The 6,685-nt window shown below is 41.8% G+C and carries 9 protein-coding genes; 7 read left to right on the forward strand and 2 right to left on the reverse strand.

The window, feature by feature from the left end; translation table 11 throughout:
- Positions 1–91 precede the first annotated feature (91 nt).
- The 6 genes from ruvA to yajC are packed head-to-tail and all read left to right on the forward strand — an operon-like array spanning position 92 to position 4,460.
- On the forward strand, positions 92–703 hold the full coding sequence (gene ruvA / locus V7266_RS17850) for a Holliday junction branch migration protein RuvA (RefSeq protein WP_335469587.1): 612 nt from the start codon (positions 92–94) through the stop codon (positions 701–703).
- A gap of 10 nt (positions 704–713) precedes the next feature.
- On the forward strand, positions 714–1,715 hold the full coding sequence (gene ruvB / locus V7266_RS17855; RefSeq protein WP_335469589.1) for a Holliday junction branch migration DNA helicase RuvB: 1,002 nt from the start codon (positions 714–716) through the stop codon (positions 1,713–1,715).
- Positions 1,712–1,918, forward strand: coding sequence for a DUF2905 domain-containing protein (locus V7266_RS17860; protein ID WP_335469591.1), 207 nt, complete (start codon positions 1,712–1,714; stop codon positions 1,916–1,918). The genes ruvB and V7266_RS17860 overlap by 4 nt, the downstream gene beginning before the upstream one ends.
- Before the next feature lie 17 nt (positions 1,919–1,935).
- Positions 1,936–2,964, forward strand: a complete 1,029-nt coding sequence (gene queA / locus V7266_RS17865; protein ID WP_335469593.1) for a tRNA preQ1(34) S-adenosylmethionine ribosyltransferase-isomerase QueA — start codon at positions 1,936–1,938, stop codon at positions 2,962–2,964.
- Between the two features lie 27 nt (positions 2,965–2,991).
- Positions 2,992–4,131, forward strand: a complete 1,140-nt coding sequence (gene tgt, locus V7266_RS17870; protein WP_335469595.1) for a tRNA guanosine(34) transglycosylase Tgt — start codon at positions 2,992–2,994, stop codon at positions 4,129–4,131.
- A gap of 29 nt (positions 4,132–4,160) precedes the next feature.
- Entirely contained in the window at positions 4,161–4,460 is a 300-nt protein-coding gene (gene yajC / locus V7266_RS17875; RefSeq protein ID WP_335469598.1) for a preprotein translocase subunit YajC, read from the forward strand.
- 44 nt (positions 4,461–4,504) lie between these two features.
- Here the strand turns inward: yajC and V7266_RS17880 are convergent, their stop codons facing one another.
- On the reverse strand, positions 4,505–4,867 hold the full coding sequence (locus V7266_RS17880) for a TIGR04086 family membrane protein (RefSeq protein WP_335469601.1): 363 nt from the start codon (positions 4,865–4,867) through the stop codon (positions 4,505–4,507).
- Positions 4,868–5,114: 247 nt separating this feature from the next.
- Between V7266_RS17880 and V7266_RS17885 the strand changes: the two genes are divergently transcribed.
- Positions 5,115–5,777 carry a DUF421 domain-containing protein gene (locus V7266_RS17885; protein WP_335469611.1) on the forward strand — a complete coding sequence of 221 codons (663 nt, stop codon included), beginning with the start codon at positions 5,115–5,117 and terminating at the stop codon, positions 5,775–5,777.
- 44 nt (positions 5,778–5,821) lie between these two features.
- Here the strand turns inward: V7266_RS17885 and V7266_RS17890 are convergent.
- A partial coding sequence (locus V7266_RS17890; RefSeq protein WP_335469604.1) for an MATE family efflux transporter occupies positions 5,822–6,685 on the reverse strand: 864 nt, incomplete at its 5' end.

A 6,685-nucleotide genomic window follows, 5' to 3' on the forward strand; every position in this document is an offset into this window, starting at 1 on the left:
CTTCAATAACTCTCTGAACTTATGTTAAAATGAAAGACAGCTAATTTTTCAAGAGAAAAACCTTTGAGGTTTAATTGGGGAGAGAATACGATTGTATGAATTTATAAAAGGGATGGTAGAATTTGTCGGTCCGGAATACATCGTCATTGAAAATAATGGAATCGGCTATCAAATCTCCACACCTAATCCGTTTATTTTCGCAGGTAAAATGGAAACAATGGTTACAGTGTATACCTACCATTATGTGCGCGAAGATGTGATCGCTCTATACGGATTTGAGACTAGAGAGGAAAAGAGACTGTTTACTAAACTATTAAATGTCTCAGGGATTGGTCCCAAGGGTGCGTTGGCCATTCTAGCTTCAGGTGAGGTCCAGCAAGTGGTAAATGCCATCGAAAATGAAGATGAAAGCTTCCTTGTCAAATTCCCTGGCGTCGGCAAAAAAACAGCCCGGCAGATGATTCTTGATTTAAAAGGGAAACTGCAGGATATTGTACCGGATTACTTCCCTAACCTTTTCAATGCTGACCAATTCCCACTTCCACATCAGGCAGTCAATACGGCTTTTGAAGAAGCTATCCTAGCCTTAAAAGCCCTTGGCTATTCCGATAAAGAAATTAAAAAGATTTCCCCTGAGTTACAAAAAGAACAGCTTTCAACCGACCAATATATTAAAAAAGCCCTACAGCGGCTTTTAAAATAGGTGATAATTCATGGAAGAGCGGATTATATCGAGTGAAGTGAATGAAAGCGAGATTACGATTGAACAAAGCCTAAGGCCGCAAACCTTAAAGCAATATATCGGGCAGACTCAAGTAAAAGAAAATCTTGAGATCTTTATTAAGGCGGCAAGGCTGCGCAAGGAGACTTTAGATCATGTCCTCTTATATGGTCCGCCTGGATTAGGGAAAACCACCCTTGCCGTTATTATTGCTAATGAGATGGGGGTCAATATCCGGACAACATCTGGCCCTGCGATTGAACGGCCTGGAGATTTAGCTGCGATTCTAACTTCTCTCGAACCTGGGGATGTGTTATTTATTGATGAAATACACAGACTGCCACGGGCAATTGAAGAAGTACTTTATCCGGCCATGGAAGATTTTTGTCTTGATATCGTAATCGGGAAGGGGCCTAGTGCGAGGTCGGTTCGGCTTGACCTTCCGCCCTTTACATTAGTTGGCGCTACTACCCGTGCCGGTTCCTTATCCGCGCCACTACGTGACCGATTTGGAGTTTTATGCAGGCTCGAGTATTATAAGGAAGATCAGTTAAAAGATATTGTTTTAAGAACGGCTGATTTGTTTGAAACGGAAATGGATGAACCTTCCGCTGCAGAAATCGCCAGGAGGGCAAGGGGAACTCCGCGAATTGCCAATCGTCTTCTCCGCAGGGTGAGGGATTTTGCACAAGTAAAGGGGAATGGTACAATTAATCTAGCCCTTGCAAGTGAAGCATTGGAGTTATTGCAGGTTGACCGATTGGGACTTGATCATATTGATCATAAGCTATTAAAAGGAATTATTGAAAAATTCCGCGGCGGTCCGGTTGGGCTTGATACGATTGCCGCATCGATTGGGGAAGAGGCAGAAACGATTGAAGACGTATATGAGCCGTACCTCCTGCAAATCGGGTTTTTACAGCGAACTCCCCGCGGAAGGGTCGTAACCGGTGCCGTATATCACCATTTTGGCATGGAGGTGCCGATGGAATGACCTCTATAGCCAAAATATTAATGGTCATTGGCACCCTTTTGTTTATCATTGGATTTTTGCTTCAATTTTTACATTTAGGAAGACTTCCGGGAGATGTCGTCATCAAGAAAGGGAATGCGACATTTTACTTCCCAATTGTGACATCAATCATAGTAAGTATTGTGTTATCCCTGATTTTTCATTTTTTAGGGAGATTTCGATAAGTAAGGTGTGTTAGATGATGAAAGTAGATATATTTGATTTTCATTTGCCTGAGGAACTTATAGCTCAGGTGCCATTAAAAACAAGGACAGACAGTCGATTAATGGTACTAAATAAACAAACAGGCGAGATAAAGCATGAAGTTTTTAAAAATATTACAGAATATTTGCGTGAAGGGGACTGCCTTGTCTTAAATGATACCAAGGTACTGCCTGCACGCCTTTTTGGTGTAAAAAATGATACAGGTGCCAAGATTGAAGTCCTGCTCTTAAAACAACTGGAGGACGATCAGTGGGAAACACTTGTGAAGCCAGCAAAGCGAGTTAAGGTAGGGACAGAACTTGTCTTTGGCGATGGACTGCTTACCGCCGTTTGCACTGATGAGTCAGACCATGGCGGTAGAGTCTTACAGTTTAAATACACTGGAATATTCTATGAGGTACTCGACCAGTTAGGTGAAATGCCGCTGCCTCCTTATATTAAAGAACAGCTAGAAGACCGTGATCGTTATCAGACAGTATATGCCCGCGAACCGGGATCAGCTGCCGCCCCAACCGCAGGTCTTCACTTTACGGAGTCCCTTTTGGAGGAAATTAAAGCAAAAGGAGTACATATTGCGTTTATTACGCTTCATGTAGGGCTTGGTACCTTCCGCCCCGTAAGTGTGGAGGATGTATCGGAACACGATATGCATTCCGAATTTTATATGGTAACAGAGGGCACCGCCCAGTTGCTAAACGAGGTAAGACAGAGCGGGGGAAGAATTATTACGGTTGGAACCACATCAACACGGACATTAGAGACGATTGCATCAGCCAATAATGGACAATTTACCGCCGGAAGCGGCTGGACAAGTATTTTTATCTATCCTGGTTATGAATTTAAGGGGATTGACGGCATGATAACTAATTTCCACTTGCCAAAGTCCACCCTGATCATGCTGGTTAGTGCCTTAGCTGGCAGAGAGAATATTTTGCATGCCTACAATACAGCCGTCGCTGAACGGTATCGCTTTTTCAGCTTTGGTGATGCAATGTTCATCATCTAGAGGCAACAGTAGGAAGGAGACAACAATTTGACTGCGATTCGTTATGAATTAATCAAAACATGTAAACAAACAGGGGCCAGGCTTGGCAGGGTCCATACACCACACGGATCTTTTGACACACCGGCCTTTATGCCAGTTGGGACATTGGCAACCGTAAAAACGATGTCACCTGAAGATTTAAAAGAAATGGGTGCAGGTATTATTTTAAGTAATACCTACCACCTATGGCTCAGACCAGGGCATGAAATCATTAAGGAGGCTGGCGGTCTTCATAAATTTATGAATTGGGACAGGGCGATTTTAACAGACTCAGGCGGGTTTCAGGTATTTAGTCTAAGTGAATTCCGTAAAATTGAAGAAGAAGGAGTTCATTTCCGCAATCATATGAGCGGGGAGAAACTATTCTTATCACCAGAAAAGGCAATGGAAATTCAAAATGCACTAGGTTCCGATATTATGATGGCATTTGATGAATGTCCGCCATTTCCGGCCACTTTCGAATATATGAAAAAATCCGTTGAGAGAACGTCAAGATGGGCAGAGCGCTGTTTAAATGCTCATCAGCGTCCACAAGACCAAGGTTTATTTGGGATCGTCCAAGGCGGAGAATATGAAGAGCTCCGCAGACAAAGTGCAAATGATCTTGTCTCGCTTGACTTCCCAGGTTACGCAGTAGGCGGGTTATCAGTGGGCGAGCCCAAGGATGTCATGAACCGTGTCCTTGAGTTTACCACACCAATGTTGCCGACAAATAAACCGCGCTATTTAATGGGAGTCGGTTCACCGGATTCTTTGATTGACGGAGCAATTCGCGGGATTGATATGTTTGATTGTGTACTCCCAACTCGGATTGCCCGAAATGGTACATTAATGACCAGTTCCGGACGACTTGTGGTGAAAAATGCACAATATGCCCGTGATTTTGGCCCGCTAGATCCTGAGTGTGATTGCTATACATGCCGAAATTACTCGAGAGCCTATATCCGTCACTTAATTAAATGTGATGAAACGTTTGGAATTCGTTTAACGTCTTACCATAATCTCTATTTTCTGTTAAGATTAATGGAGAAGGTCAGACAAGCCATTATGGAAGACAGGCTTGGAGATTTCCGCGAAGAGTTTTTTGAACGTTATGGTTTTAACAAGCCAAACGCGAAAAATTTCTAATAGAACTTTTTTGAAAGGAGGGAAACAAAATGCAAGGTATTGGTACAATCATTCCATTAATTTTAATGTTTGTGTTATTTTATTTCCTATTAATTCGTCCGCAGCAAAAACGCCAAAAATCAGTTGCGAATATGCAAAGCGCATTGAAAAAAGGGGATAAAATCGTCACGATTGGTGGTCTTCATGGTTTTATTGATTCGATTGATGATAATAAAGTCGTGATTAAGTGTGGTGACGGAAGCCGTCTTACATATGACCGCAATGCCGTCCGTGAGGTAACTGAATCCGCGGCTGGTACAAGTGAAGGAAGCGTAAACCTTACTAAATAATGAAAAACAAAAAGGAAGCCATGAATGACTGGCTTCCTTTTCTTTTATGCTGATCGCCGTGAGTTGTTAGAAGCAATATTGACTCCCAGAATTCCGCCCATCATCGCAATCAATGTATAGCAAGTGTGATAAATGACCTGTTCTGCATCAAACAAGCGGTCATAGCCAAGGTATTGAAACAAAAAAACAACAAAGGAATAAATTATCCCGGTTAATCCGCCAATTAGCCAGCCTTTTTCTTTTCGTTTCCCTCCTGATAAGAAACCGCCGCCAAACAGCCCGATGAAAGATAAGGCTGTAATCACATATTGGAGTGATCCTTCCTGAGCGGATGTAAACCGAAGGATAAACGCAAATATAAGACTGCAGAAAAAAGCAAAGGCCAAGATAAAAACTAATCCATACAATATGGATACTCCAAAGCTTTTCGATTCGATTTGACTCTCCCCCTTCGTTCGGGTCCAAGACCTTACCTTCCTCTTTTAGGCCGGTCAAGTCCTAGACAGTTATTCTTCCTAGTACAAGCGTATTCAGGCTTAATCCAAAGTAGAATAGATTTCTGTATCTGCCAGTATTTTTTTGGAACGAACTTCCTTTCATAAAAGTTTATGAAATTCCCGATACTATTCTTTGATTTAAAAAAAGGGGCGACCAATTGTGGAATATGTATCGATCGTGTTTCGGACCATTGTGTTTTATATCCTTATCCTGTTTATTTTTCGGATGATGGGAAAACGCGAAATTGGTGAACTAAGTATTCTGGATCTTGTCGTATTTATTATGATTGGTGAGATGGCGGTCGTTTCCATTGAAAATCATCATTCTCCGTTATTCCATACGATGCTTCCCATGTTAGTTTTAATGGCCATTCAGATTATCATGGCACTTATATCATTAAAGAGTAAAAGGTTTCGTGATTTGATTGATGGGAAACCAATTATTATTATTAACAGAGGAAAAATTGATGAAAAGGCCATGCGTAAGCAGCGCTATAATTTTGATGATTTAATGGTGCAATTAAGAGAAAAGGACATTCGAAGTATTGCTGACGTAGAATTTGCTATTTTAGAGCCCTCCGGGAGTTTGTCTGTCATTGAAAAATTAAAAAACCCTGAAGAACCGACAAAACAAGGAGATATCACAATCCCCCTCATAATGGATGGACAGATCGACGAAGAAAATTTAAAACGGATCAATAAAACAAATCTATGGCTGCGGCAGGAATTAAAGAAAAAGGGATACCGGGATATTAAAGAAATTTCTTTTTGCAGCTTTGAAAATGGGAATTTTTATATTGATTTAATGGATAACGATTAAGAAGACACGCCCATGGGCATGTCTTCTTTTTAGTAACCGTTTAGTTACGAGGGAATTAAATTTCCAAACCATGGGATCCGCTTTAGTTCCTCTTTTTTAATAAGGCGGAATAGAACAAGCATTATTATATAAGATACGATCATTGCGAATGCCGCTGTGATGACCCGGATAATTAAATGTTCCTGTAAAAGGAAATGACTAAACAAATAATACCCCAGCCAGCCAGAAAGCCCCATCACCAGGAACCCTTTTAAATAATCCATGGCATAGAAGGAAAAGGAAACTTTCTTTAAGACCGTTGCCAAATGTAGTCCAGTTACTAGGACAAAACCAACGACAATTCCAAGGGCAGCTCCGGTAATCCCGAACGAAGCTTGAGAGGCAAGTAAGAAAATCACAGCTGTTTTGACTACAGAACCAATTAAGCTATTAATCATCGCCGCACGCGCAAGATTTAAGGCTTGTAATACGGCCTGCAGGGGACCTTGATAGTAGTAAACCAACATAAACGGTGCCATAAGGCGGATAAAATAGGAGCCCTTCGTAGAGCCATACATTAGCTGCATGAGCGGGTCAGCTAATACATAGAGGATAATCACGGCAAGTCCGCCTGTTAAAAATACGAACCGTAATGCCTGTTGTAATCGATGTTCAATTATTTTGTGTTGATTCTTCGAATTTGCCTCACTAATAGCAGGTACAAGGGAGGTTGCCAGCGAAAAGGTAACAAAGGATGGGAGCATTAACAACGGCATGGCATATCCGGTTAGGGCGCCATATTGTTTGGTAGCATTCACAGCTAGGACTCCTGCAAGGGCTAGACTGTGGGCAACGACAATCGGTTCAAAAAACCAGGATATCGATCCTATCATTCTGCTTCCCATCGTCGGAAGCGCAATTTCCATTAA

Origin of the sequence: Neobacillus drentensis (genome assembly GCF_036965645.1) — a bacterium.
GTDB classification, from domain to species: Bacteria; Bacillota; Bacilli; order Bacillales; family Cytobacillaceae; genus Neobacillus; species Neobacillus drentensis_D.